22 protein-coding genes and 1 other annotated feature are annotated in these 26149 nt (G+C 46.5%); of the genes, 8 read left to right on the forward strand and 14 right to left on the reverse strand.

The features are described 5' to 3' along the window. Positions 1-42: 42 nt before the first annotated feature. Positions 43-603, reverse strand: coding sequence for a GNAT family N-acetyltransferase (locus B4V02_RS15915; RefSeq protein ID WP_094155540.1), 561 nt, complete (start codon positions 601-603; stop codon positions 43-45). Positions 604-672: 69 nt separating this feature from the next. Then, a complete protein-coding gene (locus tag B4V02_RS15920) occupies positions 673-774 on the reverse strand; it encodes a DUF2500 domain-containing protein (protein ID WP_244188338.1) in 102 nt (33 codons plus the stop codon). Positions 775-1156: 382 nt separating this feature from the next. On the opposite strand from B4V02_RS15920, the gene nrdI reads away from it, so the two are divergent. The 4 genes from nrdI (at position 1157) to B4V02_RS15940 (ending at position 5188) form a co-directional block, all read left to right on the forward strand. Beyond that, on the forward strand, positions 1157-1516 hold the full coding sequence (gene nrdI / locus B4V02_RS15925) for a class Ib ribonucleoside-diphosphate reductase assembly flavoprotein NrdI (RefSeq protein ID WP_094155541.1): 360 nt from the start codon (positions 1157-1159) through the stop codon (positions 1514-1516). After that, complete coding sequence (nrdE, locus tag B4V02_RS15930) at positions 1503-3587, forward strand: class 1b ribonucleoside-diphosphate reductase subunit alpha (protein WP_094155542.1); 2085 nt, start codon at positions 1503-1505, stop codon at positions 3585-3587. Before nrdI ends, nrdE begins: the two co-directional genes overlap by 14 nt. Positions 3588-3787: 200 nt before the next feature. Next, positions 3788-4753, forward strand: coding sequence for a class 1b ribonucleoside-diphosphate reductase subunit beta (gene nrdF, locus B4V02_RS15935; RefSeq protein ID WP_094155543.1), 966 nt, complete (start codon positions 3788-3790; stop codon positions 4751-4753). A 15-nt stretch (positions 4754-4768) separates the two neighbouring features. Continuing rightward, a complete protein-coding gene (locus B4V02_RS15940) occupies positions 4769-5188 on the forward strand; it encodes a GNAT family N-acetyltransferase (RefSeq protein ID WP_094155544.1) in 420 nt (139 codons plus the stop codon). Positions 5189-5275: 87 nt separating this feature from the next. Here the strand turns inward: B4V02_RS15940 and B4V02_RS15945 are convergent, their stop codons facing one another. From B4V02_RS15945 to B4V02_RS15975, 7 genes are all read right to left on the reverse strand, one after another. Next, positions 5276-5701, reverse strand: coding sequence for a VOC family protein (locus B4V02_RS15945; RefSeq protein ID WP_094155545.1), 426 nt, complete (start codon positions 5699-5701; stop codon positions 5276-5278). Between the two features lie 116 nt (positions 5702-5817). Continuing rightward, complete coding sequence (locus tag B4V02_RS15950) at positions 5818-7920, reverse strand: class I SAM-dependent methyltransferase (RefSeq protein ID WP_094155546.1); 2103 nt, start codon at positions 7918-7920, stop codon at positions 5818-5820. A 244-nt stretch (positions 7921-8164) separates the two neighbouring features. Further along, positions 8165-9136: a glycoside hydrolase family 43 protein gene (locus B4V02_RS15955; protein WP_094155547.1), complete on the reverse strand. Its 972-nt coding sequence runs from the start codon at positions 9134-9136 to the stop codon at positions 8165-8167. A gap of 40 nt (positions 9137-9176) precedes the next feature. Further along, positions 9177-10562 carry an arabinan endo-1,5-alpha-L-arabinosidase gene (locus B4V02_RS15960; protein ID WP_094155548.1) on the reverse strand — a complete coding sequence of 462 codons (1386 nt, stop codon included), beginning with the start codon at positions 10560-10562 and terminating at the stop codon, positions 9177-9179. Between the two features lie 81 nt (positions 10563-10643). After that, positions 10644-11486: a carbohydrate ABC transporter permease gene (locus tag B4V02_RS15965; RefSeq protein WP_094157018.1), complete on the reverse strand. Its 843-nt coding sequence runs from the start codon at positions 11484-11486 to the stop codon at positions 10644-10646. A 27-nt stretch (positions 11487-11513) separates the two neighbouring features. After that, positions 11514-12404, reverse strand: a complete 891-nt coding sequence (locus tag B4V02_RS15970) for a carbohydrate ABC transporter permease (RefSeq protein WP_010348846.1) — start codon at positions 12402-12404, stop codon at positions 11514-11516. 91 nt (positions 12405-12495) lie between these two features. After that, on the reverse strand, positions 12496-13839 hold the full coding sequence (locus B4V02_RS15975; RefSeq protein WP_094155549.1) for an ABC transporter substrate-binding protein: 1344 nt from the start codon (positions 13837-13839) through the stop codon (positions 12496-12498). A 509-nt stretch (positions 13840-14348) separates the two neighbouring features. On the opposite strand from B4V02_RS15975, the gene B4V02_RS15980 reads away from it, so the two are divergent. Next, a complete protein-coding gene (locus B4V02_RS15980) occupies positions 14349-15278 on the forward strand; it encodes an ArsR/SmtB family transcription factor (protein WP_094155550.1) in 930 nt (309 codons plus the stop codon). Positions 15279-15332: 54 nt separating this feature from the next. Here the strand turns inward: B4V02_RS15980 and B4V02_RS15985 are convergent, their stop codons facing one another. After that, positions 15333-16040, reverse strand: a complete 708-nt coding sequence (locus tag B4V02_RS15985; RefSeq protein WP_094155551.1) for a DUF1361 domain-containing protein — start codon at positions 16038-16040, stop codon at positions 15333-15335. A 348-nt stretch (positions 16041-16388) separates the two neighbouring features. Continuing rightward, positions 16389-16626, forward strand: a binding site (T-box leader). Positions 16627-16669: 43 nt separating this feature from the next. Here B4V02_RS15985 and B4V02_RS15990 point away from each other — a divergent pair. Beyond that, a complete protein-coding gene (locus tag B4V02_RS15990) occupies positions 16670-17854 on the forward strand; it encodes an aminotransferase class I/II-fold pyridoxal phosphate-dependent enzyme (protein WP_094155552.1) in 1185 nt (394 codons plus the stop codon). Between the two features lie 103 nt (positions 17855-17957). Here the strand turns inward: B4V02_RS15990 and B4V02_RS15995 are convergent, their stop codons facing one another. The 4 genes from B4V02_RS15995 to fabF form a co-directional block, all read right to left on the reverse strand. Further along, complete coding sequence (locus B4V02_RS15995) at positions 17958-19316, reverse strand: MFS transporter (RefSeq protein WP_167383807.1); 1359 nt, start codon at positions 19314-19316, stop codon at positions 17958-17960. Positions 19317-19684: 368 nt separating this feature from the next. Further along, entirely contained in the window at positions 19685-20425 is a 741-nt protein-coding gene (locus tag B4V02_RS16000; protein WP_094155554.1) for a zinc ribbon domain-containing protein, read from the reverse strand. 106 nt (positions 20426-20531) lie between these two features. Next, the gene (locus B4V02_RS16005; protein WP_094155555.1) at positions 20532-21485 is read right to left on the reverse strand and encodes a helix-turn-helix transcriptional regulator; all 954 of its coding nucleotides are present in this window, start codon (positions 21483-21485) and stop codon (positions 20532-20534) included. Between the two features lie 530 nt (positions 21486-22015). Beyond that, positions 22016-23251 (reverse strand): beta-ketoacyl-ACP synthase II, encoded by a 1236-nt coding sequence (gene fabF, locus B4V02_RS16010; protein WP_094155556.1) that lies wholly within the window; start codon positions 23249-23251, stop codon positions 22016-22018. A gap of 161 nt (positions 23252-23412) precedes the next feature. On the opposite strand from fabF, the gene B4V02_RS16015 reads away from it, so the two are divergent. Together B4V02_RS16015 and B4V02_RS16020 are read left to right on the forward strand one after the other, a co-directional pair. Then, on the forward strand, positions 23413-24252 hold the full coding sequence (locus B4V02_RS16015; RefSeq protein WP_007429875.1) for a helix-turn-helix transcriptional regulator: 840 nt from the start codon (positions 23413-23415) through the stop codon (positions 24250-24252). Positions 24253-24387: 135 nt separating this feature from the next. Then, on the forward strand, positions 24388-26148 hold the full coding sequence (locus B4V02_RS16020; RefSeq protein WP_094155557.1) for a DEAD/DEAH box helicase: 1761 nt from the start codon (positions 24388-24390) through the stop codon (positions 26146-26148). The last annotated feature ends 1 nt before the right edge of the window (position 26149 follow it).

A 26149-nucleotide genomic window follows, 5' to 3' on the forward strand; every position in this document is an offset into this window, starting at 1 on the left:
GTCCGGATTAAACCGAGTAAAATAACTTATACGGTTTCACTTTCAAGATTCCTTCGCTTGCTCTGCAGCTTCATATTCGCTCCGCAAAATCCCCATCTGAATAATGTCATAGTATTGACCTTCTCTGAACAGCTTTTCCCGTAGCCGACCTTCCTCTTTGAAACCGCAAGCCAGATAGCAACGGTATGCACGTTCATTGAACGCATAGACCTCCAGCTCCAGCCGATGCAGGTTCAGAGCATGAAATGCAAATTTCTGTATTAGCCGAATCGCTTCCCGTCCGTAGCCCTTACCCAGGTCACCGTCACGTCCGATCACAATACCAAGTGTGGCGTGCCGATTCACCCAGTTGATTTTAAATAAATCCAGTTGTCCGATATAGTCCAGTGTGTCTTTATGAGCAATGATAAAGCCCTTGATCTCGGAGTTGCCGTCAATCATCATCTGTACAAAGGATTCGCTACTGAATTGTGAATGCGGATAGATAAACACATCGCTTAAGCCATATGTAATTTCCGGGTCATTGACCCATTTTCGTATATCAGGTATATCCTCCAGACGGTATTCTCTCAATACAATTCGTTCCCCAATAATGTGCGGCATCGTCATCTTCCCTCCGGTATGTATTTTTTCAGTCATTCCAGCTCTCTACAATATACTTTACACTATACTTTACGCTTCCATCATTCTCACAAACCCCACAACACGTGTACCCTTATAATGAAGCTCCCCACGGTCCCCGACCACAATCATACCGAAGTCCGTATCCTTCACCTCCAGCTCCTTACGTTCACCCCCGTCAAACTCAAAGGTAATATAATAATATGTAAATTTTCCATTCTATTGCCCATTGACAAATGGTACATCTTCAACCTCAAAAACTCCAATACTTTTTTAACATACTTACGAAAAAAAAGTTCTTTCGCTCTTTTCCGCACCCCGCTTGGACTTATACCCGATCTGGGCCCTCTGATCCCCTTTGGAGCGATTGACAAAACTATATATAGATATAAAATAGAAAATGTGCTCTAAATATAGTGTGAAAAACGTGTTTTCGCCCGATATCTTGAACTTACAGGAATGAAAATACATGTACATATAGAGGCGGGTAATGCCGTTTTCTTTTTTTCGTTAATTGTTAAGGAGGATGCCTACAATGCTGATTGCTTATGATTCCAAGACCGGCAATGTAAAAAGATTTATTGGAAAGCTCAAGCTTCCGGCGGTTCAGATCCAGGAGCAAATGACTATAGATGAACCATACGTACTCATTACATATACGACAGGGTTTGGTCAGATACCTGAGAGGGTATCTTCCTTTTTGCAAAGAAACGCTAAAAACCTTGTCGGTGTAGCTGCAAGCGGCAACCGCAATTGGGGCGAATGCTTTGCAAAAAGCGCAGATTTGATTGCTGATCATTATAATGTCCCTGTGATTAGTAAATTTGAATTATCTGGAACGTTCGGAGATGTAGAGCGTTTTAAACAGGAGGTGAGCCGAGTTGCGGCATATTGAATTGAACAACATGTTGATGAAACGCGATACAGACGGCTTTTTCCAATTGGAAAAGGATCAAGAGGCTGTCGCAGAATTTATGAAGGAAGTTCAGGAACGCAGCCTGAAGTTTGCAGATACAGCGGCTCAAGTGCTGTACATGATTGAGAATGATTATTACGAGAATTTCTATAATAGCTATACAGCAGATGAAGTTAAAGATATTTTCCATATCACGCATAGCTATCAGTTTAAATTCCCTTCCTATATGGCGGCATCCAAGTTTTATACCGATTATGCACTGAAAAGCAATGACCGTAAGGTCTATCTGGAGCATTATCCTGACCGGGTTGCAGCAGTCGCACTGCATTTGGGACGCGGTAATGTTGATACGGCGCGGCTGCTCGCCCGCTCGATGATGGAGCAGCGCCTCCAGCCGGCCACACCCACATTCCTGAATGCAGGCAAAAGTCGCCGTGGAGAGCTGGTATCCTGCTTCCTGCTCGAAATGGACGACTCTCTTAACTCGATCAACTACGTGCTGAACACATGCATGCAGTTGTCGAAAATCGGCGGCGGCGTTGCGGTCAACCTGTCGAAGCTGCGGTCACGGGGCGAAGCAATCAAAGGCGTAGAAGGTGCAGCCAAAGGTATTATGCCTGTGCTGAAGCTGATGGAAGACGGATTCTCCTACGCGGATCAAATGGGGCAGCGCAAGGGCTCCGGCGCGGCGTACTACAACATTTTTGGTTGGGATGTACTGGAGTTCCTGGATAGTAAAAAAATCAATGCGGACGAAAGAGTGCGTCTCAAAACCCTCTCCATCGGATTGCTGGTGCCAAACCGCTTTTACAAGCTGGCTCAGGATAATGAACCTTTGCATGTATTTGCTCCGTACAGTGTGTACAAGGCCTATGGAACGCATCTGGACGACATGGATCTGGATGTAATGTACGATACGCTGCTTGCCGACGATCGGGTGAAGAAAAAAATAGCGATGAGCGCACGTGACATGCTGACGAAAATTGCCATGATTCAGCTGGAATCCGGCTATCCATACATGATGAATAAAAGTAACGCCAATCAGGCACATGCCCTTAAAAATGTGGGTCAAGTGAAGATGTCGAACCTGTGCACGGAAATATTCCAGTTGCAGGAAACTTCCGAAATTGCAGATTATGGCAAGCAGGATATCATCCGCCGCGATGTGAGCTGCAATCTGGCTTCCCTGAACATTGTCAATGTGATGGAGCATGGCAAAATCCGCGAATCCGTTCATGAGGGCATGATTGCGCTCACCTCGGTCAGCGATATGACACAAGTGGCTAATGCACCGGGTGTTGCCAAAGCGAACCGCGAAATGCATTCCGTGGGTCTGGGTGTCATGAATCTGCACGGCTACCTGGCCAAAAACAAAATTGCGTATGAAAGCAACGAAGCGAAGGATTTTGTCCGCACCTTCTTCATGACGATGAACTATCATTCCATAGAGAAAAGTATGGAAATCGCGAAAGCGACCGGACAAAGCTTCTACGGGTTCGAGGAATCGGATTATGCGACTGGCGTGTATTTTGACCGTTATCTGAATACAGATTACCGTCCAACAACCGCACGTGTGCAAGAGCTGTTCAAGGAGATTGATATTCCGACTCCTGCGGATTGGGACAAGCTGAAAACCGACGTCATGAAAAATGGACTGTACCACGCCTATCGTATGGCGATTGCGCCGACGGCCAGCATTTCGTATATTCAAAATGCAACATCCAGCGTGATGCCGATTGTTGAGCAGATTGAAACACGTACTTATGCCAATTCGACGACTTACTATCCAATGCCTTATTTGCAAAAGGATAATGTGTTCTTCTATAAATCCGCTTATCAAATGGATCAGTTCAAAGTGCTTGATTTGATCGCAGAAATTCAACCTCACGTGGATCAAGGGATTTCGACAGTACTTCATGTGAACAGTGATGTAACCACACGTCAGTTAGCCCGTTGCTATCTGTATGCTGCACATAAAGGACTTAAATCGTTGTACTACACACGTACCAAAAAGCTGTCTGTGGAAGAGTGCCTCACCTGCTCGATCTAAAGCATGATGTTTAGAAAATAAATATATAAAAATGCTTTTCATTAGAAGCTGTATCCAGCGTGACGTCCAGGCCAGTGCAGGTTTGGTCAGATCACGGCCTTGCGGATGCAGCTTCCGTATGTCAAGCATACGATGATTCGCCTGCATCATTTTATTGAGATCCTGGGGAATCTCGCAAGCTGAAGGGAGAATGCTAAACAATGACAGGTATACAAGCTGTAAACTGGAATCGCTCGGACGATGATTTCACTCTGATGTTCTGGAACCAGAATATTATGCAATTTTGGACAGATGATGAAATTCCACTGTCTGACGATAAGATGACCTGGGTGACCCTCAGTGATATCGAAAAAGAGGCCTACATGAAGGTGCTTGGCGGCTTGACGCTGCTGGATACCATTCAAGGCGGCGTGGGGATGCCGCAAATTATGGAGCATGTGGACGGGCTTCAGCGTAAAGCCGTACTAAGCTTCATGGCGATGATGGAACAAATTCATGCCAAATCGTACAGCAGCATCTTTACAACACTGGCTTCCACAGAGGAAATTGACGGTGTGTTTCACTGGGTAGAAGAAAATCCGTATCTGCAGACCAAAGCGGAAACCATTCGTCAGTATTATATGAATATCCATACACCGAAAGACCTGTATCTCGCGATGGCCGCTTCGGTGCTGTTGGAAAGCTATTTATTTTACAGTGGCTTCTTCTACCCTCTCTATCTGGCAGGGCAGGGCAAGCTGACCTGCAGCGGGGAAATTATCGACCTGATCTTGCGCGACGAAAGTATTCACGGTGTATATGTAGGTGTGCTGGCACAGGAAATTTATGCAGAGCTGGACGAGGAAGAGCAACGCGATCTTTACCAGACGCTGGTCGGATTGCTGCGCTATCTGCACAATAATGAGGAGCAATACACGGAGCAAATTTACGCCCCGATCGGGCTAGTTGATGATGTTAAAGTCTTTTTACGCTACAACGCCAACAAAGCCATGATGAACCTCGGCTTTGATCCGCTGTTTGAAGACGAAGAGGTTAATCCGATCGTATTCAACGGCATTAGCACCCACACCAAGCAGCATGACTTCTTTTCCAAAAAAGGAAACGGCTATGTGCGCGCCATGAATGTAGAGCCGCTGACCGATGATGATTTTAATTTTGGTGAGTAAGGAGTAGCGATAGCTATGCAGCCATTTGAATGTACGAGCACACTTCCACGTAAAGAAGAATTTTTTTCACTCTATGAAACTACAGGTTGGAATGGCAATGGAGTTTATACTCCAGAAATACTCTACAGTGCGATTTGTAATAGCTGGTATGTGATTACTGTCTATAAGAACGATCATTTGGTTGGGTTTGGTCGTATTCTTTCAGATGGTGTCTACCAAACTTTCATTTGTGATTTAATTGTTCATCCCGATTATCAAAACAAGGGGATGGGACGAGCCATTTTAAATCAGCTTCTCGAAAAGTGTAAGTCCAGCGGAATCAGGTGGGTCCAGTTATCCAGTGCAAAAAATAAGCAGAGCTTTTATAAAAAATTTGGTTTTCAAGAAAGACCTGCTGACGCACCAGGGATGCAGCTATTCTTTGAATCATATTAAAGCTATGCCAAACCTCTAGAACGAGGGTAATGATGCAAAAAAACGGCCAGATCGCCTAGACAGCGAAATCTGACCGTTTTCCATTTTTTACGACCGAGCCTCTGTGAAAATTTGGAATGTGACCCCAAACTTGTCCGTTACATTCCCATAGGCCGGACTGAAGTGAGTTTCTTGCAAGGGCATGCCCACCTGTCCTCCTTGCTGTAGAGCAGCAAACATTTTTTCGGCTTGCTCCACACTGTCGGTTGTAATACAGATACTCACCTGGTTCCCGCTGCTAAACGGCGATCCGGGAAAGGTATCGGAAAACATAAGCTCGGTCTCTCCAACTTTAAGGGTAGCATGTCCAATACGACCTTTGACCTCTGCGGGAATCGGAAAATCCGGGTTTTCCGGCATTTCACCGAAGGTTTGAACAAAAAGCTGTTGCGCATCCAATGCCTTTTCATAAAATTCGATCGCTTCTTTTGCATTTCCATCCATGGTGATGTAGGGAATCAAACGTTTGGACATCTTCAACACAGCTCCTTTATTGTCATTTTACCAGGCACTTCACCTGTATTATATGCAAAACTTGTTAAGAAAAACAGAGCTGTTTTATAGCTTTCTTCCATCCAGTAATTCCTGCCCTATTGAGGCTTCTCAATCACGATCAGACAAGTACTGTCTGGCAAAGGAACCGGCTGTCCCTGTTCATCCGTCAACTCAATACGTCCGGACAACGCCTTAGTATAACCCTCCTGCAAATAGTGGCGGTTCACTCGAATAATCGCCTGTGATCCAAGCGTGTTACGAATGCATTCCTCATACTGTGAGGGGGTAAAGTAACCAAACTGCTCCTGCACTTCATGTACATAGGCTTCTGCCCCCCAGGTGTAGGTGTACAGAAATTCCATCGCATCATTGACAGGCATAACAGCCTCAGACTCACTTACAAGCTCCATTTCAATATGGCGACCTGCAAAATCTTCGGCAAATCGCAGCAGCCATTCCATCCCGTCTGGCTCCAGAAAGCGGATACGTCTGCGCTGCTCTGACGGTTCGGTCATAATACCGTCACGAATAATGATGCGCCCGCCGGGTGCCAGCACACGATAGGCGCTCTGCAAAGCCGCCTCCACCGTTTGCGGATTGAACCGGGTCCCATCTCGCTCGATGTAAGAATACAGCTCATGGAGAATGGAAGAAAAAATGACCGTGTCCATGCTCCCCGTTTCCACAAATTCCTCCAATCGGAGCGCGTCCCCTTTGATAACATCCCAACGGTGACCCTCCGATTGTTTTTTCCGTTTTAATGCTTCAATCACATTTACTGAGATATCAAGCCCCAGCGGCTTTGCATCCGGTCTTTCCTGCTCAATCAGATCCAGCAGCACGCCCCCGCCAGGCCCTATATCCAGAATGCGGGTTCCAGTCACGTAATCCAGAATGACCCTTTTGTAATCTACGGTCTGGTTCATATCCGCAAGATACGTCTCCTCATTGTGAAAACGATCATACGCATCACGCCGTAATCCGAACAGATCGAACAGCAGCAATACTGCTTTGTCATACAGCGGCGTTTTTTCTGCCTCAATACAAAAGTCAATCAGCTTCTCTGCCGCAGATGAAAATGCAAAATTAAAAAATACGGTGCTCGGCAGCTCTTCCTTATGCTCCACGATCACACTCAGATGAGGGTTATGTTTGCGCTTTCCTTTTAAAAGATCTTGCCAGGACAGCGCACTTAAATATTTCTCAATCATTCGTTTTTTGTATACGTTAATTTTCTTGACACCACGATAATCATAATACATCGTGTTCATGAGAGATTCAAAGCTGATATGACGTACCGTAGCTGGCTGCTCCTGTCCTGTACCCTCTCTCCCCGTACTCTCTCTCAATGTAAGTAAAAATACCTTTACCAGTTCTTCGAGCGAAAAATCCTGTAAAGCGGACTCTACATACCAAAGCGTACGATTTTCCAGCGGAGCAAGCGCCTTTTCTACATTCAACTCACGCTCCAACTCCGCGTAAGCCTGTTCAAACGGCTCGCCTTCATGAATAGAAACGGACCGCAATCTCTCTAGCCGTTCTTTTACGCCCCAAGCCACAGGTGCGTTATCCCACGCGATCCAGCCGATCAGCTGCTCCACTTCACTGCGTACCTGCTCCCATAGAGCAGGATCTACCCCAGCGATAATACATTCGTTCAGAGCGCGTAACACAAGCTCCAGTTCCTCAGCGCTTAGCCAGCCCTTGCGAGTAATTTCCAGCAACGGCCGATTTTCTGCAAAAGGAATTTCACCCCGTATATACTGTCCGATTAGTCCGTGCGTCTCAATCAAAATCCGAGTCATGCTGTTGCGCGGGTACGCAGGGGATTCCGCTTGGGCCTGTCTGACATATAGCTGGGAAGAGCCAATATTATGCACAAATAAATTAATGCCCTCCTGCTGCCAGCGCAGACGTTCACGCCCTGTCCCCCCTTTAGCCGCCTCAGACCATACCAGCACATCCTCCAGCAGCTCTTTAATCCAGAAAGACAATGGAAGACCGTCCAAAATGAGCAACGTACGCTCCACATAATCCAGGACAGGATTGGAATCCTTTAGTTCTCCTATGGAGCGGATGCGTTCCAGATTGACAATACGCTCCTCAGCCGAAACGAGCAGCTTCAGCCAAGTCGGCATATCCCAGGCTAGATCATTTTCTTTCCGATAGTTAGCTATGGCTTTTAATGATTGCAGCATTTTTCTCACCTCGTGTGATTCGGATTAGTATGCACAGGAGACTTTGGAAAAAAACTTCTGGATACACTCTTTTATAAACTACACTTTACCATACATTTGCAGCTTCCATCCCGTGGAAAATATTAAACATTTTGATCATGTAAAAAGAAGTCCCCTTGCTTTCACAAATAAAAAAAGATACCCTCTAGCCTTTAGCTTAGAAGATATCTTATTCACCTTGTTATACGTAGCAAGATTATATTTCTTATTTATTCACAGGAGCTCCGTCTGGTACTGGAATGCCAAAATCAGGGGTTCCATCCTCATTCCACTTCAACGGCTGCACGCGTGTATGTCGATTGGGATCATACAGCGGGTCACCTGTAATTTCCTTGTAATTACGGGCGTGATATACGAGAACATCGCTACCGTCAGGTGCCACTGTAAAGCTGTTGTGGCCTGGCCCGAATTGACCTGTTTCCTCATTCGTGCAGAATATTGGCACAGGAGACTTCGCCCACGATTTCGGATCGAGCAAATCCGCATTCTCATCTGCCGTCAGCAGACCCATGCAATAATTGTGGTCGGTCGCGCTGGCTGAATAACTGATAAAGATCCGTCCATTCCGTTTCAGAACCGCTGCTCCCTCATTCACCTTAAAACCGATGACCTCCCAATCATATTCAGGGGTAGAGATCATCACTTGCTCGCCGCGCAGCGTCCACGGATTACTCATTTCAGAGATGTACAGATTGGAATTACCAACAATGTCCGGGTCCTTCTGGGCCCACACATAATACAGAACTCCATTATGCTGGAAGGTTGTTGCATCAAGAGCGAAGGATTCCCATCGGGTTTTGATCTGTCCCTTCTCCACCCACTCTCCTTCCAGTGGGTTGGCAGAATCATTTTCCAGCACAAACATCCGGTGGTCGAACAGGCCTTCCTTCGTTTCTGTTGTACGAGCTGCTGCAAAATAAATGTACCATTTATCATGAATAAAATGAATTTCCGGTGCCCAAATGTTCGCGCTTAATGGGCCTGTCTCATATTTGTGCCACACTGCGACAGGCTCTGCCGTGTTCAATCCTTGAATGGTCCGGGCCCGCCGCACCTCAATGCGGTCATACTCCGGCACAGAGCCGGTAAAATAATAGTATCCATCACTGTGCTTGTAAATCCAGGGGTCTGCCCGTTGCTCAATGACCGGATTAATAAAAGGTACAGGTTGATTCATGGTTTTTCTCTCCTCCATGTGTAATATGTAGTTCATAACTTTAATTGCTGATACGCTTACCCCAAATGGAAATTCCCTTATTGTTCATGCCTGTAAAAACGAGCGTCTGGCGACCCAGCTCCCAATCCCATGAAGGAAGCAATAACAGTTGCTCCCGGGTTCCTTCGGATGTATCGCTCCAATTCAGTGTTAAAGTACGCTTGCCGTCAAAGGTCCACTGGCCTTTAAGAGTTCCGCTGGTTGCCCGTCCTCCGTCTTCCAGACGAAGTGGTGCAGCTTCCACCTGACCATCGACTTCCTGCTTCATGACGATGCGTTCCCAACTGCCGGATAATAATCTTTGAGGTATATCCTGCTCCTTCTCGCCTGCATACCGTTCCGGGGATACGACAGGCCAGCCATCAGCCGTCCACAATATTTTGCGTACATGCAGGTACGGCCAACTCTTGTCCGTTTCTCCCCGCGCATGATGAACCATATAATAATCCTCTCCGTCCTTCAGCACGGAATTATGACCTGGCGCAACCCAGCCTTCTCCTTCGCTGAATCGATAACCGCCCAGTACCTTATTGCCAATCTCGTATTGAGGCAAATAACTGGTGTCAGCCATATCATGTCCGTTTATATCCACGTAAGGCCCTGTGATAGAGTCCGAGCGGGCAACGCGCACATTATAGTCCTCAAACAAAGAATCATACGAGACGAACAAGTAATATTTACGGAAGGCTGGATTGTACACAATGTAAGGTCCTTCCACTGCACCGTCCTCAGTTGCCCGGTCTCTGGCAGCGATATTTGTGCCATAACCTGGCTCTTGAAGCTTCCCGGTCCAGGGATCAAGCCGCGTAATATAAATACCGCCAAAAAAAGAACCGTACACCATCCACGGATTCCCCTCCGCATCCAACACCGGATTAGCATCAATCGCATTCAGCTTGTCATGCTCATCCGTTGTAACGACCAGCCCCTCGTCCTTCCAAGGGCCTTCCGGGGATTGGGATGTCTGCAACCCGATGGCTGACCGCCTACTGCCAAAGGTAGAGGCAGAGTAATACATCCGATAGGTATCCCCCATCTTGATAACATCTGGCGCCCACAGATTCGTTGCGGATGACCATGCCCCCGCTTCCTTGGGTATGCCGGGCAATGCATACTGAACCCAGTTCCAGTGAATCAGGTCGTTCGATTTGCGCACCATAACACCCGGTCTCAGCTCTCCACCTGTCTTTACATCCGTCGAGTAGACATAATAGCCCTGATCTGTTTTGATAATCGCCGGATCATGTGCATTGTTAATGGTCCAGCGGTGTTCATCGTTTATCACGCTTTGATCATACAAGTGATCAGGAGGCGGAGCCTGCGGATACACAGGGTCCGGGGTGTTATCCCCACAGCCGGATAGGCCCAGCATCAGCAGCATAACCATAACCGTTCTTCTCCTCCTTCCTTTATTCATTACATATTGCAATCGTCTTCCATCGCTCCCCGGTGCCTTCCATGTACCCACTTATCCTTTGACACCGGAAATGGCAACCGACTCAATAATTTGTTTTTGGAAGATCAGGAATATAATCAATACAGGCAACAACGCTATAATGGAAGCTGCCATAATAAGCGGATAGTCCGTCTGAATGGCATAAGTCGCATTAAAATTCGCAATAACCAGCTGCAATGTCTGCGTTTCTGGTGAGTTCAAGTAGATAATCGGCGCCAAATAATCGTTCCAGATTCCCATGAACCATAAAATAAGCTGGGCCGCAACTGCCGGCTTAATGAGCGGGAACGTAATGGACGAATACAGTCGGAAATAAGAACTGCCGTCAATTTTAGCTGCTTCAATAATGGCATCCGGTACACTGAGCAAATACTGCCGCAGGAAAAAGATCATAACCACATTTCCGAACAAACCGGGAACAATCAGAGGCAACAGCGTATCTACCCAACCTAGCTTGGAAAACATCATAAACTGCGGAATCATAACCGTTGGATATGGAATCATCATAGATGCGATAAGTGCAAGAAACAGTTTATTTTTATGAGGAAATCTCAGCTTTGCAAAGGCAAAGGCAGCCACACTGGATGTAAAGGTACCTACAACGGTAACACTTACAGCCACAATCACGCTGTTCTTGATCCCGCTTAGCAGAGGTCCTGCTTCCCAAATTTCCTTGTACTTGCCAAACTGGAACACCTCTGGTATCCATACCGGCGGAAGAGCAAAGACATCCTGCTTTTCCTTCACCGAAGTGGACAGCATCCACAGCAGTGGTGCGATCATCACAATCGCTCCAATGGCCAATACAATAAAGATAATGGTATTGGTCACTTTCGTTCTTTGACTATGGGACATCATCAGACTCACTCCTTTCCGCGAAAATCAATCCCCATCAAAGGACGATTTTTCATTCATTTTGAATTGAATCAAAGTTACGATAAAAATGAAGATGCCAAGAATCATAGCCATCGCGGAGGCATATCCCATTTGCAGGTTTTTAAATGCCTTATCCCAAATATAGAAGACGATTGAGGCGGATGAATATTCCGGACCACCTGTAGGTGTCATAATGTTCATTTCAGTAAAGATTTGCGAACCACCAATGATATTAGTTACGACCAGGAAAAAGGTTACCGGTTTTACCATTGGCCATGTAATGTTGCGGAACATTTGAAAACCGCTGGCTCCATCCAGCTCTGCTGCTTCATAATAAGAACGAGATACGCTTTGCAGAGCGGCCAAGTACAGTAGCATCGTGTAGCCAAGACCTTTCCAGACTGTCATCAGGATCAAGGCTGGCTTAACCGTATCCTTATCCATCAGCCAGTTGGGACCTTTAATGCCGAACAACTCCAGGAATTGGTTCACCAGACCGTAGTCTCCGTTGTATGCCCAGTTCCACATGATGGAAACCGCAGCCAGCGAAGAAATAACCGGAATATAGTAGATCACACGAAATGTCGTCGTGCCTGGAATTTTGCGATTCAATCCCAGTGCCAGCAGTAAAGCCAGTACAAGACCAATTGGAATACCCAGCATTAAGAAAAGAGTATTGTACATCGATTTGTAAAAGAGCTCATCCGTAAATAAATCTCTAAAATTGTCGAAACCGATAAAGTTCATTTGTCCTAATCCGTCCCAGTCTGTAAAAGAGCCGTATAACGAATAGACAAACGGGAACAACGTAAAGATTAGCAAACCGAGAATAGGAGGAAGGATAAATAAATATCCGTATATCTTCTCTTTGCGATAGAGATTAGATTTGGTTATCACAGGACTCACCTCTGTTTCTAATTTGGATAGAGGATGATGCCAGCAGCATGATATCAGCCGCTAACATCATCCTCAATCCGTTACTTGCGTATTATTTCTGTGATTTTTTCTCTTGCTCCACCGCTTTATCCAGCAGTTTCTGCATCTTAGGCTGTTCCTGCTTCACATAATCGGCTGCCGTAACTTTACCGTCCAGCACTGGCTGAATATCCGTGAAGAAAATATCATACCATTCCGCGTTATACGTATAGTTGCCAGGCAATGCACGGCCATAGTCATTTACGATATCAATAAATTCCTGCTTATTGCTAGGCTTGGTTTTTGTATCCTTCACCCACTCATCCGCCATATCCAGCAGATTCGGAATTTGTACCTTCGCATCAACGAGCTGCTTCATGCCTTCTTTGGAAGTGGTCAAATAGTTAACCAGTTCTACGGCTTCATCCGGGTATTTTGTTTTAGAAGAAACACCGATACCCAAAGAGCCAATCCATGTTGCCGGTTTGCCAGTCGACCCAACTGGGTATGGCATTAAATCATATTCAAAAGGCAGCTTTTCAAACGTACTCATATCCCATGGACCTACAGGGAAAAATGCCATTTCACCTTTCATCCAGCGTTGATATGTGTCCAACGTTTGTGATTGTTCGATTCCAGGCGTAATTTTATATTTGTTTTGCATATCGGCAAAGAACTGAAGCGCTTCCGCAAATTTCGGATCATCAATCGCTACTTTTGTTTTGCTCGCGTCTAGCCAATCCGCACCATTACTCCATACAAAGGCTTGCAATGCCCACTGAACGTTAAAGCCTGTACCATACTGATCCGGTTTACCATCACCATTTGTATCTTTGGTTAACTCTTGGCTGACCTTGATAAACTCATCCCAAGTATACGGTTTGTCTTTATCAGGTACAGGAATGCCCGCTTTTTCGAACATGGTTTTGTTGTAGCCAAGTGCGAATGGACCTACGTCCTTCGGCATACCGTAAATATTACCTTGACCAGCCATTTTACCATCATACCGATACAAATCCACACCATATTTCCAGATATTATCCAGATTTATATCCTTGCTCTTCTCAATATAAGGTGTAAGATCCTTCAGCACGCCGCTATTTACATACGCTTTCAAGTCTCCAGGGGCAAAATAAAAGATATCTGGAAGATTGTTGCCTGTAATCGCAGCTCTAAGCTTTGTAGCATATTGATCTGCTGCCGTCACGACCATTTTAACCTTCACGCCAGGATGTTCCTCTTCAAATTTCTTGATAACTTCCTTATAAGCCTTCTGCTCATCCGTACCTCCACGGAACATGAACGTCAATTCCTTGGTTCCATCGCTACTGGAGCTTCCTCCTCCACAGCCAGCCAATGCAGCAACCATCAACAGCAGAACAACCATTGTTATCGCAAAACCTTTTTTCTTTCTCAACGCGACCCCTCCTAAAATTAAATGAAACCGCATACATTTGGTGTTAAAATAATCTTTCACGATTCGGCTTTATCCTTTACTTGTGCGGTACATAAACCGTTGTTCACTGCCGCTGTGGTTATCATCCCTCTCATGCACTATATAATTAACATTTTACTTTATCAATAATGAATTCGTTTACAAACAAAATATAGCACGCCCTTCTACAGTTCGTCAATGCATTTAGAAATCTTTTTAAATAAATATAAAACATTGATTCGAACCACATAAAAAGCAAAAATAAATACGTATTCAAGTTGATTATTATTACAAAAATCGATATAATAGCTTAAATACGATATATTTTCAGAAATAAATTTATTTTTGTGTCTATTTCTCTCCCCTCTTTTTTAGTAAAAATTAATTAAAGAAAAGCAGTTTACTTCTTTCTGATTTTATTTTAACATAAATCAAAGTAAATATATAAGCGCTTACATTACATAATTTATAGGTAAGGAAGGTCTATAGCTATGATTTATATTAAGGACTTAATGTCTGGGTTGGATATTTTCAAAGCACTAGGCTCGGAAATTCGCATTCAAATACTCGAGTTACTCGCCTATCAAGGACAAAGTATGAATGATATTGCTAACAAGCTGCATTTGAGCAACGGCACCATTACGATGCATATTCGCAAGCTGGAAGAATGCGGCCTTGTGGAAATTAATACAGTGAGCGGTAAACACGGTACCCGAAAAATGTGCTATTTGAATAAGGAAAAGCTAATGGTGGATCTGCGTAGTAGAGAGCAAAAAAATGTGTATGAGGTGGAGATTCGCATCGGTCATTATAGTAACTACCAAGTGGTCCCCACTTGCGGATTGGTGACCCGAGACAGCATTATCGGCGATTTTGATGATCCACGCTATTTTGCAGATCCCGGGCGGCTGGAGTCGGAAATGATCTGGATGGCCGAAGGCTTTTTGGAATACCGTATCCCCAACTATCTGAAAGCGAATCAATCCTTTAAAGAAATTCAGTTCTCCGCAGAACTGGGCTCAGAAGCACCGTGCTTTTGTGAGGAATATCCTTCTGACATCTGGTTCCACATCAATGGTATCCCTATTGGATACTGGACCAGCCCCGGAGATTTTGGAGAAGTACCGGGAGTTCTGAATCCCGATTGGTGGCCACCGCATTTGAATCAATATGGCATGCTCAAATTAATTCGCATCAATCAGCATGGCAGCTTCATTGACGGGTGCCGTATATCCGAAGTCACAATAGACGATATTGGTCTTAACTATAAAAGCGATATTACCCTCCGTTTATCCGTATCCGATCCATCGGAGAACAAAGGGGGACTCACCATTTTTGGCAAAAGATTCGGCAACTTCAGTCAGGATTTGCTGGTGCGTGTGCTTTATGATGTACACGGGGAAGAGAACTCCAGCGACTAGCCCGCCACATGCAATAAGGCCGAAGACCGTATGCATTACATACGTATCCTCGGCCTATAGGTCCTTCTCGCTTAAAGAGATATACATCATTAGATAAAAGATGATCGTAATCCCAAACACCAGCCAGCTAAAGGACAGCAAATGCTGTCTTTCCCCTGCCAGGCTCACCCATTTCCAAACATCTGTAAGGATGACCAAGGGCTTTAACACCGCATCCCAGCTGTTCCAGCGGGCAAATCTGCCGATATATACGCCCACGCTGGCCAGCCACAGCAAAACAAAAACGATGGCCCACGCAAGCCAGCCATTGCAAGCCTTTTGCAGCATTCGGTGGATGCTCCATACACAGAGGGATGTAAGAAAAAGGCCAAGCCCTGCTGCCAAAAAAGACGTAAATAAGATCAACCAAAATGTGGTGTCCAACCAAAAACGCGAATCTGGATTTACCTTGTAAATACGAAACGCATGCAATAACTCAGTCAGTAAATATAAAGCATTCGGCAGAAAAAACAGCCATATTACTCCACTAAGCAACATAAGAACCCGTCTGACTGTCACATTCCCCATTCTGGATAATGCCATTATTATTAGAGTCATAAAGACCGGAACCCAGGCCAGGAATATATCCCAGTACAAAAATTGATACATCTTCGTCCCACTTGCAGACTGCAAATACATAATGAGCCCAAAGCAGCCCAACGTAGCTATAAGCAGCACCCCCAACAAAGCGGGCAGCTTGTATCCCTTCCCTGTAAACAGCAAGCTTTTGCCTCCCTTGCCCCTATATACGTATATACGTCTTTTTGAACTCGCATTAAGTGTTAAAAATCAGCCTGTAATTGTGCAGACACCTGTAAAGAGCCAGGCCCTCTCATATCACTATATACGTAAACTTCCAATCGTCAATGATAATCCTGCTGTCGCTGCATTTTATAAGAAACCGTCTATCGACGTACTTTCACGGAAGCCAGACCGCGCCTAGCGGAAGTTTTTCTTGCGGTTATAGAATTGTTCAGCCCTGCTAAAAATTTATAAATTCTATAATCTAAAAAAAAAGACTTGCCATCCTGAAATGTTGTGCTTATAATTACACCTAACTTGATACGGCAACAAATTTCAATGACGAGAACGAGTAAGCTATACAGCGGATTTGCAGAGAGTTGGGGCAGGTGAAAGCCAACATTCCGAGGATAGCCGAACGCCATCTCCGAGAAGCGGGCTGAACCTGAAGTAAGCTCTGCCGCCTTTCCAGCGTTAACCGGAACACGTATTGATGGATACGTGAACAGAGTGTCATTTCGTATGGAATGAAACTAGGGTGGTAACACGGGTATAACTCGTCCCTTTTACAGGGGCGGGTTTTTTTGTTTTTCAAAAAGGAGGAAATCAACATGACGAACGTATCGACAGTAGCATCTATAACTGATTTTTTGACTCCAGCTGTACGGGAAATGCCGCCTTCAGGCATTCGTAAGTTTTTTGAATATAGTACGGGCAGAAAAGATATCGTTTCACTCGGGGTCGGTGAACCTGACTTTGTGACCCCTCAGCATGTCATAAAGGCCTGTATCACAGCTCTCGAAAATGGAAAAACCTCATACACACCCAATGCCGGTCTTCCCGAGCTTCGTGAGGAGATTGCCGGATATTTGGAGAGCAGCTTTAACACGTCCTATAACCCGGCGAATGAAATCATGGTCACCATCGGCAGCAGTGAAGCGCTTGATTTGGCACTGCGTGCCCTGATTACAGAGCACAATGAAATACTCATTCCGGATCCATGTTATATTTCGTATGCGCCTATTACGTTTCTGAACGGAGGACACACCGTAAAGGTCGAAACCTCCGCTGACCAGCAATTCAAGCTGACAGCAGAGGCGCTTAAGGCCAAGCTGAGCCCACGCTCCAAAGTGCTTATTCTCTGTTATCCGAACAACCCGACTGGCGGGATCATGACCTATGAGGATTGGCTCCCCATTGCCCGCCTGGTTGAGGAGCATAATTTAGTTGTAATATCCGACGAAATTTATGCTGAACTGACCTACGGACAGCGGCATGCAAGCTTCGCTGCTCTGCCGGGAATGAAAGAGCGGACCCTGCTCATCAGCGGTTTTTCCAAAGCATTTGCAATGACTGGCTGGCGGGTCGGTTATGTATGTGGTCCGAGAGAGCTGATTGCTGCCATGCTGAAGATTCATCAATATACCGCCATGTGCGCTCCAATTATCGGGCAAATTGCCGCTATCGAATCCCTGCGCAACGGGCTGGAGGAAAAAGACCGTATGATGGAATCTTACAATCTGCGCAGAAAATGGTTCGTTGAAAGCCTGTGTCAGACAGGACTGCCCTGTCATGAACCGAATGGAACCTTCTACGCTTTCCCTTCTATTATGCACACGGGACTCAGCTCAGAGCAGTTTGCCAAGCGACTGCTGGACGAAGAAGGAGTTATTACGGTTCCCGGTTCCGCATTCGGCCCGGGCGGCGAGGGCTTTATCCGCTGCTCGTACGCATCGTCACGAGAACAGCTGGAAATGGCTTTGGAGCGTATCGGCGTATTTTTGAAACGCCTGTAACCTGCGTTTGATGTTTGATACAACAGCCACCAATGGTAAAAACAAGCGATTTCCTTTTGACAGGAGATCGCTTGTTGTGGCATCCTCGACTACCTTGCGGACGTCATTTTGGACGATTTGTGTGACTGGCCGTTTGCATCAGGAAACCGATTCCCCCCATGACCAAAGCTGCAATCAAGATTAGCATCAAGTTGCTGTAATGAAATGCGTCAACATCAGTCACAGTCGGAAGGAGAGGAAAGGCGAGCCATGATTTTGTCAGCAGGCCCCCGACCGTGGCCACGCCAATTCCTTCGGCCAGGAAGCAGGCAAAATTCAACAAGCCCATGCCAGATCCGGAATCCTCGGAACCCAAGGCTCCCGCAACGCTGGCGGATATGACGGTTTTCACAAATGAAAGTCCGCCGAATATCAGAACCATGGTGCCAGAAACAAGCCATGGCGTTCGATCCGGGAACAAGGAAACGGCCAGAAAGCTTGCGCCGATCATGCATAAGCCGAGCAGCATCGTGAATACCGTCCCTAATTTGTCGACCAATACACCGCCGACAATTCCGAACAGTACCACACTGACTGTCCCGGGAAACAGGACGCCGATTCCGATAAGGCTTGTCGGCAGTTGATGGACCTCTTTCATCAGATATGGAGTCATGGATACATAACCGGCGACTGTTCCTAACAACAGGCTTCCTGTGAGCACACCGACAATAAACGTCCGCTTTCCAAACAAATCAGGCTCTATAAACGGCTGCTCCGCATGTCGAATACGCAGGCCAAATGCGGTGAATAGCAGCACACAGACGACCAGAAATCCCCAGTGGTATGCCGTTGTGAAGAGCGTAAAAGCAACAATTCCGCCACTTAATAAAGAGGCGCCGATAATATCGGTCTTTCCCCTTTTTGAAGTTTCGTCAGGCATCATTCTCATGAAAAATGGAATGGTTAGCAGCGTCATCATCGGCAAAAGGAACAACATGGACCAATGGAGGTACTCGGTTATACCCCCTCCGATCACTGGACCGATTCCTTCGCCGCAAGCTACCATCGATCCCACCATACCGAAAGCTTTTCCCTGATGTTCCGCATCAATGTACCGGGCTATAATGACCATGATCAACGCTGGAACCGCAGATACTCCCGCACCTTGTATTAATCGAGCCGCCAGGACGCCCGGATACCATAAATGAAATAAAATCCCCATGAAGGACCCGATGCCGTAGATCCACAGACCGAACAGAAGCAGCTTTTTCGTACCATACAAATCGGACAGCTTTCCATACACTGCTGTACCTATTGCAAACGTAAGTATAAAGCTGGTATTGACCCAATTCGCGGATGAAGGCGCAATGCTGAACTGGGTGGCGATATCCGGCAACGATACATTAAAAATGGTCTCATTGAGAACGCTGAAAAACGCAAGAAAGCTAAGCCAGACGATAGATTTGGAATTGCTGCCTGCCATGATTAACTTCTTCAATTGGATAACCCCTTAATGAGTCAAGGGGAATCGCGCAGTTTACAGGGCCAATGATGCGTATTCCCCTTTATTTTGTGCCCTCTTATGCATGTTGTACCTCATCGTAACGCCTCCAAATTAGAGTAGCCCGTGGAAATGGACCTAGTAAATTATACCATGTGAATCAAGGTCAGTCTAAAAGATATTCCCCTGATATGTCTATTGGGAGCGGGTGTCAGCGCTGTGGCGCTTCTCTTATGGGCGGTGACTCGCCCCTCGTGTTAAGGCAGCTAATACGGTGAGCTGGAGCAGCAAAAAGCCGCCCGGACCACAAACCTTGGCCGGACGGCTCTCTTTCGTCACCACAACATGTATCACTTGATCGCGATGTAAATCAAAACAGGTTCACCAGGGCCGCCATACACTTCAAAGTCACCTGTGTAGGTCCGCTCCGCTTGTCCCGTCGCCGCCCACTTCCAGATGGTCTGCCACACACGGATGACAGAAAAGGGCTCTGTTGATGCCTGGAAAACAGCATAGCGTGCTGCAGGGATGATCAGTTCCTCAAGATCAGCAGAAGTTTGGAAATCCGTGGCCGCTTCCTTTCCAGCAAAAAAAGTATATTCGCCCAAGGCTCCATTTTCATAATCCGTATAACATCCATAGACGAAAGATTGTCCTTCATGACCTTTGATCCGACCAGGCACGTCCTCACTCCAAAAACGCTCCCACATCTTTGGAATGATCCCGTGGGATGTTTGTTCATTCAGATTGCTCGTACGTGCTTTCAGCCCGACCAAACGGATGTCCCCTCGATATTCCTCCCGAATCGGTCCATCCCCATGAAGCCACGTATCCTCTAAAAACCTCCACCGCTTCAAGTTCGGCAGGTAATTGCGCAGCATCGTATCCGCCTCTCCTGCCTGCATTCCCTCCCCTGCGAGGATAGGCACACACTGCTGAATCATTTCTTCCATGGTCAAGTCAGGCTGTACAAATACACCTTCCTTGTAACAATATTTGCAATACTCATCCGTTTTGGCATGCTTTGCATCTGTTCCATATTGCTCCTCATGCTCCAGTGGCATACCACAGCTTTGACATACTTTATCCATTCCTGTTAAGCTCCCTTCGCTAACTGATATCTGATATGCAACCAGTATAACGAAACAAACCTGACAACTATCCGTCAGGTTCGGCTTGCTTTAGTCCAGTATGTCCCTATATTTCCCGATCATCCTCATAATTAGACGCAATACGGAGCGCCATCTCCCGAATCTTGTCTCGCAAATGGGCTGGTTCTTTGACGACCACATCGGGCCCCAGGCTTAGAATAAATCCGTACGCCCACGCATCCTCGGGAAACGGGACTGAAACCGTATAGATACCTTCCTCCTGCTCGTGCAATGCTTCCACGCCAAACCAGTCCTCCGCCAGATGCCTGGAATTGCGGTTAAATTGTAATGTAAACGGCTGTATAGCTCTGGACGCTGTCATCCGGCCCTCATTCCACGGCAGCACCTCATAGGAAAGATCTCTACGGGTGAAAGCCGTCTCTGTCACTACAGGGTTACTCATGCGGGAAAGCTTAAACAGACGAAACTGCTCCCTGCCGCGGCAATAAGCATACACAAACCATTGCTGTCCTTTCAAAACGAGCGTGTGCGGTTCCACATTCCGCTCCGTGATCGCTCCTTCCGCATTTCGATAGGTAAAAGTGATCGTATGCGTCTGGCTTATTGCTTCTTTTACCTTAATCAATTTGCCTTCCTGTGCAGCCTGATTTCCCCAGCCGGAATGATCGACGATGAACTGAGTCGTGCGGACACGAAATTGCTCTTTTTCAGATGCTGGTACAATGCTCTCAAATTTGTGAAGCAACCGCGACACATTCGGACCGCCGAGCGATGAGGACAAGCTCTGCAGCCCCATGACAATGTCCTTGATATCATGATCCGTCAGCATACTGCGATCCAGACGATACCCTTCCATCAGGCCGATTCCCCCACCTGCTCCCTGAAAGGTCACCACCGGAATACCTGCCATGCTGATCGCTTCAATATCTCTATAGATTGTCCGTATCGAAACCTCATACAAATCGGCAAGTTCCTTCGCCTGTATTCTATTTTTTTGCAGCAGCAAAATGACGATAGAAAGCAGTCTGTCTATTTTCATTTTTCCAAACCTTTCACGAATTGAACACAATTTTTGTGCGCTAAATAAATATTTGCATTAATGCCCGCTACGCGAACAGATCATTCCTCCGATCGCTGTTGCCTCTGAATTTCCTGAACTATTTTTAAAGGGTGAAAATCCAAAGGCAAAGGCGAGCGCTTACGCTTCTCCAGAACGATTCCGTCCTCTTCGCTACTTTTCAGCTACGGCATTACAATACTAACATCCTTTGATTTCAAATAATCGTAAAAAATCATCAAGTCTTAATAATATCCTCTGGATTTTTTGGACTGATCCATTTCTTTAAAGAGTAAGAACTCTGTTACAGTTTCTTCAAAATTCATCTTAATACTCCTCTATTTTTATGTCATTGAATTATTTTAGCTGATTTCTAGCAATCTCTATAGAAAGGTTTTCCTTCATCTTACTCTATCTCTTATCTAAAATGAATCTGTTATTTCTCGAATAAAAAACCTCAAGGATTCCATCCAGTTGGATAGAATGCCTGAGGTTTTAACCACTCATTCCATTTATGGCTCGTAGCGCTTCAGCACAATGACCGCATTATGACCGCCAAAGCCAAATGAATTGGATAGCCCGATATTTAATGATGCCTTACGCGCCTGGTGAGGCACGTAATCCAGATCACAAGCCGGGTCCGGGTTGTCCAGGTGCATCGTTGGCGGTATGATGCCTTCTCGCAGGCTTTGTACAAGCGCAATCGCTTCGACGCCTCCTGCGGCTCCCAGCATATGGCCCAGCATGGACTTATTCCCGGTCACCGGAATTTGATAGGCATATTCACCAAATAGCTTGTGGATTGCAAGGGTTTCAGCGACATCCCCGACTGTACCCGTTGCGTGGGCGCTAATCACATCCACTTCTTCAGGGGAGATGCGGGCCGAATGAAGAGCCGCTTTCATCGCCAAGTAAGCTCCGGTTCCTTCGGGATGCGGTGCGACCATGTGATAGGCATCCGAACTGGCTCCATAACCGATGACCTCACCATAGATTTCCGCACCTCGCGCGATGGCGTGCTCCAATGATTCCAATACCAGAATACCTGCACCTTCGCTCATGACAAACCCGTCCCGATCCTGATCAAAAGGTCGGCTTGCTATAGAAGGCTCCTCGTTACGTGTGGACAATGCAGTCGCATTAGCGAAGCTCGCCAAGGCCAATCTAGTCACCGCGGCTTCAGCCCCACCGGCAAAAATGACATCCGCGTCCCCTGTACGAATCGTCCGAAACGCCTCTCCAATTGCTGTATTCCCAATAGAGCAGGCCGTAACGGGCGAAAGCGTAGGGCCCATGGCTCCGAACGCAATACTAATTTGAGCAGCAGCCATATTGGAGATCATCATAGGTACCAGTGTCGGGCTGACTCTGCCCGGACCACGGTTTAGCATCACCTCTATATTGTCCACCATTGTTTCCAAACCGCCGATTCCAGATCCTACATAGACCCCGACACGCTCCAGATTAATATGATCCAGATCCAAAGCTGAATCCTTTAGCGCCTGCTCTGCCGCATACAATGCAAACTGAGTAAAGCGATCCATTCGTCTGACATCCTTGCGTCCCCATCGCTGTTCTGCGTCAAAATCCTGTACCTGCCCGGCGATTTGTGTTTTCAAATCAGACACTTCGAATCTATCAATTTTACGTATACCTGAATTGCCTTCCAGCAAATTGTTCCACAATGTGTCTACTTCATTGCCCAGTGGCGAAACGACACCCATACCTGTTATTACTACTCTTTGCATAGCTATTCATTCCTCCTGCTCGATAACTGACTTACAATCCTCATTTTACCCTTACTTTATCCTATTACAAGTTTTTATTTATCCTGGTATAATTAGCACTACTATAGGGAGAGTTGCATATGCTCAATTCTCGTTGACCCATGAATGGAGTGAAAACATCTATGAAAACGGAAGCACGCCTGGAAGCATTATCTGTTTTTCTCAAAACAAAAAGAGCACGTCTACACCCGCATATGGTTGGCCTGCCCCAAGGATCACGTCGCAGAACACCCGGCTTGCGCAGAGAAGAAGTGGCTCAGCTGGCTGGTGTGAGTACGACCTGGTACACCTGGCTGGAGCAGGGACGGGATATCAAGGTGTCCGCCTCCGTATTGGACGCTATTGCCGCCGCCTTGCAGTTAAACACCGATGAGCGCAAATATTTGTATGACTTGGCGCTGGAAGCCGGGTTTCATGCCCCGCCTGCTCCTGCGGAACAAACGGTCATATCCCCCTCACTGCAAAAGATTGTGCAGGAGCTGCACTACTGCCCGGCTATTATTTCAGATCGGCGCTGCCATATTGTCGGCTGGAATGCGGCTGCGGCCCATGTCTTTATGGATTTTGCCGAGCTGCCGCATGAGCAGCGCAATATGATTGAACTGCTGTTCACCAAAAAGGAGTTTAAGAGTCTTGCCGTCAATTGGGAGCATTTTGTAAAAGGGTTTCTTGCCATTTTCCGCGCCTATTACGGACAATACGTGACAGACCCTTGGTATGCACAATTTATACAAAATATGAGTCAGGCTTACGGAGAGTTCAACGAGCTTTGGAATCAGAGTGAGGTAAGCTCCGCGCCGGAGGTACTCATAGAGTTTCGTCATGCCAAGGCTGGTAAAATGCTGTTTGACCTAACCTCCCTTCAGGTACAGGGGGGCGTCGATCTACGCTGCAGCATTTACACACCCAACGCGCAATCCTCTACGGAAAGCAAACTCCAAAAGTTAATGGAGGGCAGCTAACGGATTTCATCCCTCTTGTTATGAAGATATCTTTTTCCGTCCATACTACATCTACGATCTGTGCAAAATAGATGCCATAGATGTGACAGAGCCAAGAGCTTCAGCTGTGCTACTACCAGGAGGGAGGGAATCATCATGAAAGCCAAGTCGACAAGTTCCCCGCATACACAAAATCAAGTGTCATTACCTGTTCCGGTGCAATTTGACCGCAGCTGGCAGGACGAGCTGGACCAGCGTCTGCACAAGGGAGGCCCATGGGGAGATTGGAATCTGTATCAGCTGGCAATTGAGGCGGAAAGAGCCAAACTGGTGCCGAGCTTTGATGAGCTTCAATGTTTGCAGCATTTGCAAGACCTCACTCCACTGCCCCATCAGCTGGATACGGCTCGAAAGGTGCTGTTTCAGATGTCTGGACGCGCCATTCTTGCCGATGAAGTCGGCTTAGGCAAAACCATCGAAGCTGGTATGATCCTCAAGGAATATCTGGTTCGCGGGCTTGCTGCTAAAGTGCTCATTCTTGTACCCGCTTCCTTAGTCCTGCAATGGGTGCGTGAGCTGAACAGCAAATTTGGCATTCCTGCTATCGCCCAGAAAAAGGCACATTCCTGGTCATCCGAGGTCGTCGTGGCCTCTATGGATACCGCCAAGCGGGAGCCACACAGCAGCATCCTGCTGGATACTGATTATGATCTGCTCATTATCGACGAAGCTCACAAGCTGAAAAATAAAAAGACATCCAACTACCAGTTCATTATGAAACTGCGTAAAAAATATTGTTTGCTCCTGACGGCAACTCCCGTCCAAAATGACTTGTCAGAGCTGTTTAATCTCATTACATTGCTCAAGCCCGGTCAGTTGGGAAGGCAAGGCGATTTTTCAGCCAATTTTGTGGTGGATAAGCGTCTGCCCAAAAATGAGGATCAACTCAAGGATGAGCTATCCAAAGTCATGATCCGCAATCGCCGCGGAGAGGGACCGGTTCAATTCACCAAACGAAATGTTTCCAACATTCATTTGGAGCTTTCACCAGAGGAGCAGGCGCTGTACGATGGAGTGACCTCTTTTGTCAAAGAGCAATATCAGGCGAATGGCGGAAATTTGAGCAGTATGCTGTCTCTCGTTACCCTTCAACGAGAAGTATGCAGCAGCCGGGATGCCGTATTCGTCACGCTCGTTAATTTGTCCAAAAAGATGGCACCGGACTCTCCTCTGCGCGATCGCGTCTGGGATTTGGTCGCACACATTAAGGCGATCAAGGCCAATTCCAAAGCGGAAAAAGCGCTCGAACTCATCCGTCAGATGAACGAAAAGGTGATCATTTTTACCGAATACCGGGCTACACAGGAATATTTGTTGAATTATTTCCGTGACCGTGGGCTGTCTGCTGTTCCTTACCGGGGCGGCATGAACCGGGGACGCAAGGATTGGATGATGGATCTGTTCCGCGGACGCATTCAGGTCATGATCGCTACCGAAGCGGGCGGTGAAGGCATTAACCTGCAATTTTGCCACCATATGATTAACTTTGATTTACCGTGGAACCCCATGCGGGTGGAGCAGCGGATCGGACGGGTGCATCGGCTTGGACAGCAGCATGATGTTCATATTTTCAACTTGTCCACCACCGGAACGATTGAGGAGCATATTCTTCATCTCCTACATGAAAAGATTAATATGTTCGAAATGGTCATTGGCGGACTGGACGTCATTCTTGAGAAATTCGAGAAAAAGGAATCGATAGAAAAAAGTCTGTACAAAATCATGCTTGAATCCAGCAGCGATGATGAAATTCGCCGCAAGATGCAGGAGCTGGGTCACTCGCTGGACTCCATCAAAATGGAAATGGAGCAAGTACCTGCGACCAAAGCTCGGCGCAGCGTGAAAGGAGGTCGCTAAT

This window comes from Paenibacillus kribbensis, from assembly GCF_002240415.1.
Lineage (GTDB): Bacteria > Bacillota > Bacilli > Paenibacillales > Paenibacillaceae > Paenibacillus > Paenibacillus kribbensis.